11 protein-coding genes are annotated in these 11,822 nt (G+C 70.1%); 1 reads left to right on the top strand and 10 read right to left on the bottom strand.

Going from position 1 to position 11,822, the window contains the following annotated elements:
- Positions 1 to 7: 7 nt before the first annotated feature.
- The 9 genes from ABNF93_RS01790 to ABNF93_RS01750 form a co-directional block, all read right to left on the bottom strand.
- Entirely contained in the window at positions 8 to 913 is a 906-nt protein-coding gene (locus ABNF93_RS01790) for a zinc-binding dehydrogenase (protein ID WP_349325708.1), read from the bottom strand.
- Positions 914 to 1,007: 94 nt separating this feature from the next.
- Entirely contained in the window at positions 1,008 to 1,469 is a 462-nt protein-coding gene (locus ABNF93_RS01785) for a hypothetical protein (protein WP_349325707.1), read from the bottom strand.
- A gap of 36 nt (positions 1,470 to 1,505) precedes the next feature.
- Entirely contained in the window at positions 1,506 to 3,473 is a 1,968-nt protein-coding gene (gene acs, locus ABNF93_RS01780; protein WP_349325706.1) for an acetate--CoA ligase, read from the bottom strand.
- A gap of 192 nt (positions 3,474 to 3,665) precedes the next feature.
- Complete coding sequence (locus ABNF93_RS01775) at positions 3,666 to 4,034, bottom strand: bleomycin resistance protein (RefSeq protein WP_349325705.1); 369 nt, start codon at positions 4,032 to 4,034, stop codon at positions 3,666 to 3,668.
- Positions 4,035 to 4,381: 347 nt separating this feature from the next.
- Positions 4,382 to 6,070, bottom strand: coding sequence for a monocarboxylic acid transporter (locus tag ABNF93_RS01770; protein ID WP_349325704.1), 1,689 nt, complete (start codon positions 6,068 to 6,070; stop codon positions 4,382 to 4,384).
- Positions 6,067 to 6,405, bottom strand: coding sequence for a DUF485 domain-containing protein (locus ABNF93_RS01765; RefSeq protein ID WP_349325703.1), 339 nt, complete (start codon positions 6,403 to 6,405; stop codon positions 6,067 to 6,069). Before ABNF93_RS01765 ends, ABNF93_RS01770 begins: the two co-directional genes overlap by 4 nt.
- Positions 6,406 to 6,736: 331 nt before the next feature.
- Positions 6,737 to 8,491 (bottom strand): sodium/solute symporter, encoded by a 1,755-nt coding sequence (locus ABNF93_RS01760; protein WP_349325702.1) that lies wholly within the window; start codon positions 8,489 to 8,491, stop codon positions 6,737 to 6,739.
- Between the two features lie 73 nt (positions 8,492 to 8,564).
- Positions 8,565 to 8,966, bottom strand: a complete 402-nt coding sequence (locus tag ABNF93_RS01755; RefSeq protein WP_349325701.1) for a hypothetical protein — start codon at positions 8,964 to 8,966, stop codon at positions 8,565 to 8,567.
- Positions 8,963 to 9,706 (bottom strand): LytR/AlgR family response regulator transcription factor, encoded by a 744-nt coding sequence (locus tag ABNF93_RS01750; RefSeq protein ID WP_349325700.1) that lies wholly within the window; start codon positions 9,704 to 9,706, stop codon positions 8,963 to 8,965. The genes ABNF93_RS01755 and ABNF93_RS01750 overlap by 4 nt, the downstream gene beginning before the upstream one ends.
- 543 nt (positions 9,707 to 10,249) lie before the next feature.
- On the opposite strand from ABNF93_RS01750, the gene ABNF93_RS01745 reads away from it, so the two are divergent.
- The gene (locus ABNF93_RS01745; protein ID WP_349325699.1) at positions 10,250 to 10,591 is read left to right on the top strand and encodes a hypothetical protein; all 342 of its coding nucleotides are present in this window, start codon (positions 10,250 to 10,252) and stop codon (positions 10,589 to 10,591) included.
- Between the two features lie 39 nt (positions 10,592 to 10,630).
- Here ABNF93_RS01745 and ABNF93_RS01740 read toward each other — a convergent pair whose 3' ends face one another.
- The gene (locus ABNF93_RS01740; protein ID WP_349325698.1) at positions 10,631 to 11,818 is read right to left on the bottom strand and encodes a histidine kinase; all 1,188 of its coding nucleotides are present in this window, start codon (positions 11,816 to 11,818) and stop codon (positions 10,631 to 10,633) included.
- Between the last annotated feature and the right edge of the window lie 4 nt (positions 11,819 to 11,822).

Here is an 11,822-nt window from a genome sequence, read left to right as displayed (position 1 = left end):
GAGGCGGTCAGGTGATGTCGAGGACGGCCTTGCCGGCGACCCGGCGCCCGACGAGTGCGTCGGCAGCCTCCTCGGCTCGCTCCCAGCTGCCGCGCCAGCCGATCTGCGGATCCAGCTTGTCGGCCGCGAGCAGGCCGACGAGATAGCCGAGGTCGCCGGCGAGATGGCCTCCCATCGTGAACGCCTCGATGCTGCGACGGATCCCGACCGTGGCGTACGGCGCGAAGACGGTCGGTTCGTTGGCGGTGCCGCCGATGGACTGGAGTGAGCCGTTCTCGGCGAGGAGGGCGAACGCGTCGGCCAGCTGCTGGCCGCCCACGTTGTCGATGACACCGCGTACCGGCTGGTCGATGCCGCCCAGGCCGACGACGACCTGCGCGGCACCGATCTCGGCCAGCCCGGTGCCGCGCTCGGGGCGGCCGACGCTCGCGATCACCTGGGCGCCGGCGATGGCCGCCAGCTGGACGGCGAACCTGCCGACACCACCGGACGCGCCGGTGACGAGGATGCGTTCGCCGGCGATGAAACCGAACCTGCGCAGTGCCCGCAGTGCCGTCACCCCGGCGACCGGAAGCGCGCTCGCCGCGCCGAGGTCGACGCCGTCCGGTACGACCGCCATCTCCGCCGTGTCCGCCGCACGGAACTCCGCCCAGGCGCCCTGCCCGCCGAACGTCACGACGCGGGACCCTTCGGCCGGACCGGATCCGTCGCTCGCGGCCCGAACCACCGTGCCGGCGCAGTCCCAGCCGAGGACCGTGCCCGGGATCTGGTGCATGGCGCCGCTCAGCTCGCCGTAGTTGAGGGACGTCGCGGCAACCTTGACGAGGGCCTGCCCCGGCGCGGGGACAGGTTCGGGTGCCTCGGCGAGGCGGAGACCATGTGGTGCGGAGGGATCGGCGACAAGTGCACGCATCACGAACACATCCTGGTGATCGGGGTCAGGTCAGGGTCGACGTGGTCGATGTCCGGGTTGTCAACATGCGGTTGCGGGCCGGCATTCCAGGGTGTCAGCCGAGGTGGGCGGCGACGACGCCGAGGGCGAAGGCGGTGCCGACGAGGCCCAGCAGTGCGTACGCCGAACGCCGGAACCTCACCCGCACGGCGTTGCGTTCCTCCGGAAGGGCGAACACCCGCCGCGGCCACTGCCGCCACGACACGTCGACGAAGACGGCCAGGGCAGCGAGCAGGAGTACGCCTTTGGCCGCGTGGATCCCGAGCGCGAGGGGGCGCGCGGGATCGGCCGCGACGAGCAGGAGCGCACCGCCGGTGAGGGCGAGGGCGCCGATCAGTGCGAGCACCTTGGACCGGTTACCGCTCGCCATCGTGGTGAGGAACGCCTCGTGGGCCTCCTCATCCGTACCGAAGAATCGTGCGGCCTTGGGTTGCACCACGGCGAGGCTGTAGACCATCCCACCCACCCACGCGGTCGCCACCCCCACATGCGCGAGCAGGAGAACGATCCGCAGCATCAGGTGCGACTCCTGTCGCCGTGATCATGACGCACCCTACTCGTCGTCGGAAGCTGCGCCCGGCTTGGCGAGGTTGGTCCGGATCAGGTCCATGACCGAGGAGTCGGTGAGCGTGGTGACGTCACCCAGCTCACGGTTCTCGGCCACGTCGCGCAGCAGCCGCCGCATGATCTTGCCCGACCGCGTCTTGGGCAGCTCCTCGACCACCAGGATCTGCCGGGGCTTCGCGATCGGCCCGATCTCGCTGGCCACGTGGTCGCGCAGCACCTTCGCGATCTCCGGGCCGCCGTCGGCAGCCGCGCCGCGCAGGATCACGAACGCCACGACCGCCTGGCCGGTCGTCGGATCGGTGGCGCCGACCACTGCCGCCTCGGCCACCTTGGGATGCGACACCAACGCGGACTCGATCTCGGTCGTCGACAGCCGGTGGCCGGAGACGTTCATCACGTCGTCGACCCGGCCGAGCAGCCAGATGTCGCCGTCCGCGTCCTTCTTGGCACCGTCACCGGCGAAGTAACGGCCGGGGAAGCGGGACCAGTACGTGTCGACGTACCGCTCGTCGTCGCCCCACAGCGTCCGCAGCATCGACGGCCACGGCTCGGTGAGCACGAGATAACCACCCGAGCCGTTCGGCACCGGCGTGCCGGCGTCGTCGACGACGTCCGCGCTGATGCCCGGCAGCGGGGTCATCGCCGCACCCGGCTTGCCGCTCGTCACGCCCGGCAGCGGCGTGATCATGATCGCACCGGTCTCCGTCTGCCACCAGGTGTCGACGACGGGCGTACGGTCGCCGCCGATGTGGGTGCGGTACCAGATGTAGGCCTCGGGGTTGATCGGCTCGCCCACGCTGCCCAGCAGGCGCAGGCTGGACAGGTCGAACTTGGCCGGGATGTCCTCGCCCCACTTCATGAACGTACGAATGGCGGTGGGCGCGCAGTAGAGGATCGTCACGCCGTACTTCGCGACAAGCTCCCACCAGCGGCCCTTGTGCGGGGTGTCAGGCGTCCCTTCGTACATCACGCTCGTCACGCCGTTGGCCAGTGGACCGTAGACGATGTAGGAGTGGCCGGTGACCCAGCCGATGTCGGCGGCGGTCCAGTAGACATCGGTCTCGGGTTTGACGTCGAAGACCGCCCAGTGGGTCCATGCGACCTGGGTGAGGTAGCCGCCGGTCGTGTGCAGGATGCCCTTCGGCTTGCCGGTGGTGCCGCTCGTGTACATCACGTAGAGCGGGTGCTCGGCGTCGAACGCCTCCGGCGTGTGCTGGTCACTCTGGCGCTCCACGACGTCGTGCCACCACACGTCGCGGGGCTCGGTCCAGTCGACGTCCTGGCCGGTCCGGCGTACGACGAGAACGCTGCGGACGTCGGGGCACTCCGCCAGTGCCTGGTCCACCTGCGGCTTGAGCGCGCTCGGCGCGCCGCGGCGGTAGCCGCCGTCGGAGGTGATGACCACGCGGGCGTCGCAGTCCTGGATCCGGTCGCGCAACGCGGTCGCGGAGAAACCGCCGAACACGACCGTGTGCGGGGCGCCGATCCGGGCGCAGGCGAGCATCGCGACGACCGTCTCCGGGATCATCGGCATGTAGATCGCCACCCGGTCGCCGGCCTTGACGCCCAACTCCACCAGGGCGTTGGCGGCCTTGGAGACCTCGCTCAGCAGGTCGGCGTAGGTGATCGTGCGGGTGTCGCCCGGCTCGCCCTCCCAGTGGAAGGCCACCTTGGCGCCATTGCCCGCCTCGACATGGCGGTCGACGCAGTTGTACGCGGCGTTGATGCGGCCGCCGACGAACCACTTCGCGAACGGCGCGTTGGTCCAGTCGAGGGTGGTGTCCCATTCGCGTTCCCAGTGCAGGCGACGGGCCTGCCGCTCCCAGAAGGCGAGGCGGTCGGCCTGGGCCTCGTCGTAGGTGGCCGCACCGACGTTCGCCCGGGCGGCGAGCTCGGGCGGCGGCGGGAACCGGCGATCCTCATGCAGAAGGTTCGACAGTGCTTCGCTGCTCACGGGTCGCTTCCCCTCTCTTGCCTTCGCTCATCCGGTCCGGATCGGATTGCTCCGCTGACCCTAACCCTCCGGGTCCGTCCAGGTCAGCAGGCCTGACCCCTGCCGGCGTTGATCAACGGTGGTCGAAACGGACATCACCGGTCCGGCGCGTCCGATTCTGGCACCGATGATCAACGCCGACCGCAGGTGTGATCAGCCGCCCGCCGCCGCGAGGTGGACGCAGTTGCCCGCCGGGTCGATGACGACGAACTCCCGGCCCCACGGCTGCTCCGATATCGCGGTGATCACCGTGCCGTCGACCTCCCGGTCGGCCGGCACATGTCGAGACCATTCCGCGTGCAGGTCATCGACGTTGTCGACGCGGAGCCAGGTCATGGTGTTGTCGGGGACGACCTGATCCTGGACCGAGGCGATGAAGATCTCGATGTCGTCGCGCCGCACGATCGCGAAACCGTCACCGACGATGCCGCCATCGAATCCGAGCTTCTCGACCCAGAACTTCGTATCCGCTTCGACGTCGACCGCGGTGAGGACGGGTACCGCTTGGGTGAATCGAGCCATGTCAGCTCTCCTGTCTGCCTGTGGTCCGCATTCCAGGCAGCTCGGGCGGGTCGATCCGCTTCCAGGCCCGTACGTCCGCGGCGGGGCTTGCGCGGCGGGCGTGCGCGGCAGCGGGCGACCACACCACCAGACATTCGAACGGAGGTGGAACTCTGCCCTGTCCGCGGACCCGGATGCGCCCTCCAGCGCCGACATCACACAGTAACCGAACACCGGGCGACGTTCACCTGTGGCGTGCCGGATCCAGCCAGGTGCGCGGGACTCGGCGGCCATCGGCCGGCTCGTCATAGGTAGCTCGGCCGCGATGACGAGATACCTCCGACGAGTCCGCCTGCAGGTCGTACCCCTCAGTGGGGTACGGCAGCTTCCGCACCGGAACCGGTCAGCGACCGGACCTCGAGCTCGGCGTACCGCGCCTCCGCGTCCGGATCCTTCGACAGCACCGTTCCGAGCCAGCCGAAGAAGAAGCCGAGCGGGATCGACAGCAGGCCCGGGTTCTCCAGCGGGAACCACGAGAAGTCGACGCCCAGTGGGAAGAGCGAGCCGTTGGAACCGTCCGGAAGCACCTTGCCCGACACGACCGGTGAGAAGAACACCAGCACGATGGCACTGGCGAGACCGCCGTACATGCTCCACACCGCGCCCTGGGTGTTGAACCGCTTCCAGAACAGGTTGTAGATGATCGCCGGGAGGTTCGCCGACGCCGCCACCGCGAACGCCAGCGCCACGAGGAACGCGACATTGAGCCGCTGCGCAGGAATCGCCAAGGCGATCGCCACCGCACCGATGACGAAGGCGGCGATCCGTGCAGTGCGTACCTCCTGTTTCTCGGTCGCCTGTCCACGCTTCATCACGTGTGCGTAGATGTCGTGCGCGAACGACGATGCCGAGGTCAACGTGAGCCCGGCGACCACGGCCAGGATGGTCGCGAAGGCCACCGCCGCGATCAGCGCCAGCAGCACCGCGCCGCCCGTCGACCCCGCGCCACCACCGGCCGCCTGGGCGAGCAGTGGTGCCGCGACGTTGCCGGCGGTCGCCGCGACCTGCGAGTCGGGTCCGGTGTCGAGGAGCGCCGCCGCGCCGAAGCCCAGCACGAGCGTCATCAGGTAGAACGACCCGATGATGCCGATGGCCCACTGCACCGAGGTACGCGCAACCCGCGACGTCGGCACCGTGTAGAAGCGGATCAGGATGTGGGGGAGTCCGGCGGTACCCAGGACGAGCGCCAGGCTGAGCGACAGGAAGTCGATCTTCGACGTCAGCGAGACGCCGTACTTCAGGCCGGGCTCGAGGAACGCCTGACCCTTCCCGCTGTTGCTGGCCGCGCTGCCGAGCAGCTCTGACAGGTTGAAGCCGAACTTCGCCAGCACGATCGCGGTCACGAGAATCGTGCCGCCCATGAGCAGGACCGCCTTGACGATCTGCACCCAGGTCGTGCCCTTCATGCCGCCGACCGTGACGTAGAAGATCATCAGCGCGCCGACGAGAACGATGGTGAGGTTCTTGGCGAGGTCTCCCGTCACGCCGAGCAGCAGCGCGACGAGCGAACCCGCACCGACCATCTGGGCAAGCAGATAGAAGATCGAGACGCCGAGTGTGGAGACCGCGGCCGCCGTGCGGACCGGGCGTTGCCGCATGCGGTAGGCCAGCTGGTCGGCGAGCGTGAACCGGCCGGAGTTCCGCAGCAGCTCCGCGACGAGCAACAGAGCGACCAGCCAGGCGACCAGGAACCCAATGGAGTAAAGGAACCCGTCGTATCCGCTCAGCGCGATCGCACCGGAGATACCGAGGAACGACGCCGCCGACATGTAGTCACCGGAGATCGCCATGCCGTTCTGGAATCCGGAGAACGAACGACCGGCGGCGTAGTAGTCGGCCGCGGTCTTGTTCTGCCGGCTCGCCATCAGCGTGACATACAACGTGATGGCGACAACCAGCAGGAAGAGCACGATCGTGAGGGTCCGGTGGTCCGAGGCGCCCGGCGCGGTGGCGAGGGGCGTCGTGGCAAGAGCCGCCGTGGCGAAGAGTGCGCTCATCCGTCAACCGCCTTCCGGAACTTCGCGACGAGCTCGTCGGCCTTGGGGTCGAGCTGCCGGCGTGCGTGCCGGCTGTAGAGCCAGGCGATGACGAACGTCGACGCGAACTGCAGCAGACCGAACACCAGCGCGACATTGATGTTGCCGACCACCTTGGTGTTCATGAAACCGGTCGCCCAGCTGGCACAGATGACATAGAGCAGGTACCAAGCCAGGAAGGCGATCGTCCATGGAAACGCGAAGCCTCGATAGCGTCGCCTGAGTTCGGCGAAGTCGTCGCTTCGTGCGATCTCGGCGTAAGCCTCGTGCTGCCTGACCGCCGTTGGTTCAGACACGTTACCCACCTCCTGCGGATGTGATGTGCCCGTCACACGATCGCGGCCGAGGGTAGGCGGCCCGCCGGGTCCACGGGAAGCAGCCGCTCCGCACGGCGCGGTGAATGGCGTCGGTGATGCGACGTGCGGACGCCGTACGACGATGAGCGGTCGACCAGCCCGGGCAGTCCTCGGCCGGTCGCGGTCCTGGCGGGCCGGCGAATGACCACGCTGAGCATGTCTGCGGTATCTGGAGTAGGTGGCGACGCCTTGCCAGGTTCCACAGGCATGGGCAGCGTGGTCATTCGCGGCAGCTGGGCGGCTGCGAACCTACGCCGGGGCGGCTGCGGGACTACGCTGGGCGACCTCGAACTCGACCTCGGCCGTGACCGCTGCCGCGGTCGAGGTCGAGCTGCTCTGGCGCGTGCAGGCGCACCATCGTCCGGGCGACGTCGGGCGGTGTGTGCCGCGAGAGCAGGGACGCGACGATCATGACGCCGAACGCGAGGGGGACCGTCCACGCGGCCGGTTGGGCGAGGAGGACGGCGGTCCAACCGTCATGGTCCGCGACGAGGGTGGCCACCACCGCTGCCCCCGCCAGCGTCCCGCCGGTGACCAGTCCCGCGATCGCGCCGATGTGCGTCAGCCGGCGCCACCAGATGCCCAACACCAGCAGGGGACAGAACGTCGACGCCGCCACCGCGAAGGCCAGCCCTACCGCGCTGGCGACGCTCAGCCGTTCCGCCGCCAGGGCCAGCGCCACGGGCGTCGCGACGGCGGCGACGGCGGATGCCCGAAACCCGGTGATCCCGCCGAGCCGGCGCCGGACCAGGTCCTGGGAGAGTACGCCGGTGACCGAGACCGCGAGCCCTGACGACGTGGACAGGAACGCCGCGAACGCGCCCGCCGTCACCAGCATCCCGAGAAGCTGACCGCCTGTCCCCGGAACCAGGCGTTGCGGGAGTTCCAGTACCACGGCGTCCGTCCGTCCGGTGAGGAGCAGGTCGGGTGCATAGATCCGACCGAGCGCGCCGTAGATCGCCGGGAAGAGATAGAACCCACCCAGCAGGCAGAGCACGACGAGCGCCGTCCGCCGGGCTGTGCGTCCGTCCGGGTTGGTGTAGAAGCGGACCAGCACGTGCGGAAGTCCCATCGTCCCCAGGAAGGTCGCGAGGATGAGGGAGTACGTCGCGTAGAGCGGATGCTCCTGGCCACCACGCAACGGCTGGATCCACGACGCGTTGTTGGTGGAGCGGAGCCGCTCTGCGGTGGGAATCGTCGTACCGGCAGGGAATCGGAGCGCCGTGCCGGCCGCCACGTCGTGGTCGCCCCGGGCGAGTCGGACCTGGGCACCGTCCCGTCGCGTGCCGTCGAGCACCCCGTCGACCCGGACGACGGCCGGTGCTTCGACGACGATCGTGACATCGGTCTCGACGCGGACGGTCGTGGATTCTGAGAACGTCGGCACCCGCTGGTCGGTGACCTCGGGCGCCCCGTCGGTGCGCCAGGCGAGGATGAGGAACGCCACCGGTACGGCAATCGCGGTCACCTTGAGCCAGTACTGAAACGCCTGGACGAAGGTGATGCTCCGCATCCCGCCGGACAGCACGTTGACGAGGACGACGCCGCCCACCACGAGTCCGCCTGCCCACGCTGGCGCCCCGGTGACGATCTGGAGGGTGAGCCCGGCGCCGCGGAACTGCGGCATGAGGTAGAGCCAGCCGATCAGGACCACCAGCACACTCGCCACCCGCCGCGCGGCGCCGGACTCCAGGCGCGCCTCGGCGAAGTCGGGCAGGGTGTACGCGCCCGAGCGGCGCAGCGGACCCGCCACCAGGACGAGCAGGACGAGATAGCCGGCGGTCCAGCCGACGGGGTACCACAGCATGTCGGCGCCGTAGGCCATGATCAGGCCGGCGGCGCCGAGGAATGACGCGGCGGAGAGGTACTCCCCGCTGATGGCCGAGGCGTTCCAGGTGGGCGAGACCGTGCGCGAGGCGACGTAGAAGTCCGACGTGGTCCGGGAAAGCCGCAGTCCGTACGCACCGATCGCGAGGGTGAGCACTGTCACGGTGACGACGGCGAACGCGCCGGCGGCCGGGCTCATCGATGGCTCCTGACGGTTCGCTCGCGGGGGACGGGCGACGCGCTACCTCGGACCCTACGCGCGGGCGCCATCGTCAGGACCGCTCCACCAGCTCGGCGAACTCGCGTTCGTTGCGTTCGGCGTGCCGGACGTAGAACCACGCGGCCGCGATGAGGGCGGGGTGCACCACGACGCCCAGCAGGAGCCACGGCAGCGGCAGCCCGAACGCGTCAACCGCGCCGAGACCGGGCGCGACAGCGAAGAGCAGCGGCAGGCCGAGCAGGAGCGCTCCCACCACGGCGAGAACGAGCAGCCCGAGCCGGAGCTGTACCCGGATCAGCGAGCTCATGTAGACCTGCCCGAGCGAGGTCTGGGCGTCGATCTCCTGGGCGGCGTACTGCCGTTGACGCAGGGACGCCCGCATCCGCGGGCTGGTCACGACGACGCGTCTCGCCTGGTCGCCGCGTCTCGTCCGGTCGGGCCGTGGCTGGGTCATCGCCCGTCACCCCGGCCCGGCCGCGCGCGCCGGACCAGCAGCTCGCGAAGCTGTGCGGTGTGCCGCCTGCTCACCTGGAGCTCGGCGTCGCCCACCTGCACCACACAGCGTCCCGCGTCGAACCGCACCTCCGAGACGTACGGAAGGGCGACGAGCAGGCGTCGGTGGATGCGGACGAAGCCGGCCTCCTGCCATTGGTCGGCCAGGGTGGCCAGCGAGGCCCGCACGAGGTGGCTGGCGTCGCCGGTGTGCAGGCGGGCGTAGTCGCCGTGGGCCTCGACGTACCGAACCTCACTGCGGGGGACGAAGCGCGTCACCCCGCCGAGCTCGACCGGAATGGTCTCCGCATCGGCGGGCTCTCGTCGTGCGGCCGTGCCGTTGGCCCGCTCGACCACCCGGCGAATGGCCTCGGTGAGGCGTTCCGGGCGTACCGGCTTGAGGAGATAGTCGACGACCTCCAGCTCGAACGCGTCGACCGCGTGTTCGTCGTACGCCGTCACGAAGACCACGGCGGGGGCGTGGGTGAAGCGCGCCAGGACGCGGGCGAGTTCGATCCCGGTCAGACCGGGCATCCGGATGTCGAGGAAGATCGCGTCGACGGGTTCGCGTTCGAGGGCGCGGAGCGCGTCGGCGCCGCTCTCGGCGGTCAGGATCTCGCCGATCCGCTCGTCGAGGCGGAGGAGGTAGGCGAGCTCCTCCCGAGCGGGGAGCTCGTCGTCGACGACCAGGACGCGCAGCATGACGGGACTCTACGGCGGTCCGCCCCGATCACGCCTCGATCACGGCCTCGATCACGGCCTCGATCACGGCCTCGGTCCCGCCTCCCCTCGGTCGCGCCCCGCCTCCCCCTCTCTGCCGCGGCTCTCCGTGGGCAGACCTCGGGCGGCAGCTGCTGGCTACGCCTTGCTACCAGGGAGGAACGCTTCGCCACAGGACCGCAACAGCCGGACCACAGCGTGGCCACAGCCAGCCCGGCTAGGAATGTCCACCAGAAACCGTCTCACCGGCCTTCGCGGGCCGGCCGGGGCCGGCCCGGACCCTGCCGGCCGCGGACTTGACTGGAGGCGGGCAGAGCGGAGGACGACATGGCTGGCGCGACGCAGGGGGGAAGGGCGGGTGAGCCGGAAGGTGGCAGAACGAGTGCGAGCATGGCGGGATGGGGCCGGGCGACCACCCGCGCCGGTACGCCGGCTCAGCCGCCCGATGGGCCATTCTCCAAGGTCGACAGACGGCCAGCGCGACGCCCGCTGACGGGCCGACCATCGAGCAGGCCCTCCGAGGAGTTGATCGACGTCCCGACCGATCCGGCCGTCGCCGACGTCCTCCGCGAGGTCATCCGGCAGGACGCCGTACGCACGGACCAGCCGGAGCGCGCCGAACTCGCCCGCGAGGCCCTCGCCGGCCGCGTCAAGGTGAGCGACGTCCCGTACTACGTGGCGTACGCCAAGATCCTGTCGACCGGTCTCGACGGCTACGTCGAGTGGCGGGACGACCTGTCCGAGGCCGAGCGGGCGAAGCACGCGCAGTCGGCGTTCGACTATGTCGCGTCCGTCCGTACCGAGGCCACCCTGATCCTCCCGCCGAAATTCCAGCATCGGCCTGACAAGCGAGCGGAGTCGGCCTGACGCCGGAAGCAGACAGGTCGGGGCGGGGAAGGCCAGCGCTCAGGTCGTGGCGCGGACGCCGGGATGGAACTTCGGCACCCGCATGCTGACCTTCGTCCCGGCACCTTCGGCCGTCTCGACGACAAGGCCGTACTCGTCGCCGAACACCGCGCGCAGCCGCTCGTCGACGTTGCCGAGGCCGATCGAGTCCGAGCCCGGGTCACCGGCGAGCGTCCGGCGTACACGGCCAGGGTCCATTCCCACGCCGTCGTCCTCCACCGCGATCAGGCACTCGTTGCCCATGTCGGAGGCGTCGATCGTGATCCGCCCGGTGTCGGGTTTGCCCTCCAGGCCATGGCGTACGGCGTTCTCGACCAACGGCTGCAGGCTCAGGAACGGAATCGCGACCGGCAACACCTCCGGCGCCACCCGGAGCGTCACCTGCAGCCGCTCGCCGAACCGGGCCTTCTCCAGCAACAGATACCGGTCGATCGAGCGCAGCTCCTCCGCCAGGGTCGTGAAGTCGCCGTGCCGCCTGAAGGAGTACCGGGTGAAGTCGGCGAACTCCAGCAGCAGGTCGCGGGCCCGCTCCGGGTCGGTGCGGACGAACGACGCGATCGCCGTCAGGGAGTTGTAGACGAAGTGCGGCGAGATCTGCGCCCGCAGGGCCCGCACCTCGGCCTCCATCGCCCGGGTCCTCGACCGGTCCAGCTCGGCGAGTTCGAGCTGTCCGGACACCCAGCGGGCCACCTCCGTGGCGGCCCGGACCAGCCCGGCGGAGGTCTCCCGGCTGTAGGCCTGCAGCGTTCCCACCACCCGATCGTCGACCGTGAGTGGCGTGACGACGACGTGGCGTACCGGACAGTCGGGCTCACCGCAGGCGACCTGCTCAGGGCCCAGGGCGTCGGTCCGACCCTGCCGCAGCGATCCCTTGGCGAGCGGGACCGCCTGCACATCGTGGCGGTGGTTACCGGCGCCGTCCCAGGCCAGGAGGCGTTCGGCATCGGTGAGGGCCACTGCCGCGGTGCCGAGCAGAGCCCGCAGGTGCCGGGCGGCGCGTTCGGCGCTGCCGTCGTTCAGTCCGGCCCGCAGGGGTGGGGACGCCAGCGAGGCGTTGTGCAGCGTACGGAATGTCGCCTGGTCGGCAGGCGTGCCGAAGTGCCGGCGACGGCGCACCAGCCGGGCGAGTACGACCGCCGCCGCGACCACGACCAGCCCGACGGCGAGCGGGGGTAGGAGCTCCCTCACGCCG

Source organism: Actinopolymorpha sp. B9G3, assembly GCF_040120725.1.
Lineage (GTDB): Bacteria > Actinomycetota > Actinomycetes > Propionibacteriales > Actinopolymorphaceae > Thermasporomyces.
The sequence above is the reverse complement of the archived record's forward strand: the minus strand, read 5'-3'. Positions and strand labels throughout refer to the sequence as shown.